The organism is Citrobacter sp. wls829 (genome assembly GCF_005280825.1).
GTDB classification, from domain to species: Bacteria; Pseudomonadota; Gammaproteobacteria; order Enterobacterales; family Enterobacteriaceae; genus Citrobacter; species Citrobacter gillenii.
In genome coordinates, this window is the sequence record NZ_SZWP01000121.1 from 1 (window position 1) to 271 (window position 271).

General features: G+C 62.4%; 1 protein-coding gene. It reads left to right on the plus strand.

Going from position 1 to position 271, the window contains the following annotated elements:
* Window positions 1-271 (plus strand): Ig-like domain-containing protein (locus FDW88_RS22365; RefSeq protein ID WP_137363378.1); only part of this gene is annotated, 271 nt, incomplete at both ends.

Below are 271 nucleotides of genomic sequence, written 5' to 3' on the forward strand. Positions count from 1 at the left end.
ACGGCAACGACGGCGGCACCGCTACCGCGTTGCTCGTTATCACCGTTACGCCGGTCGTGGATGTGAAAGATGACCGCGCCACCACCCATGCAGGCGACCCGGTCACCGTTGACGCGCTCGGCAACGACAGCTTCAGTAACGCCGACCGCGCTATTACCGGCGTCACCAACGGCGCGCACGGCACGGTGACCATTGAAAACGGCAAGGTGGTCTACCAGCCGAATACGGGTTATGTCGGCCAGGATACCTTCACCTATACCGTCACCAGCGG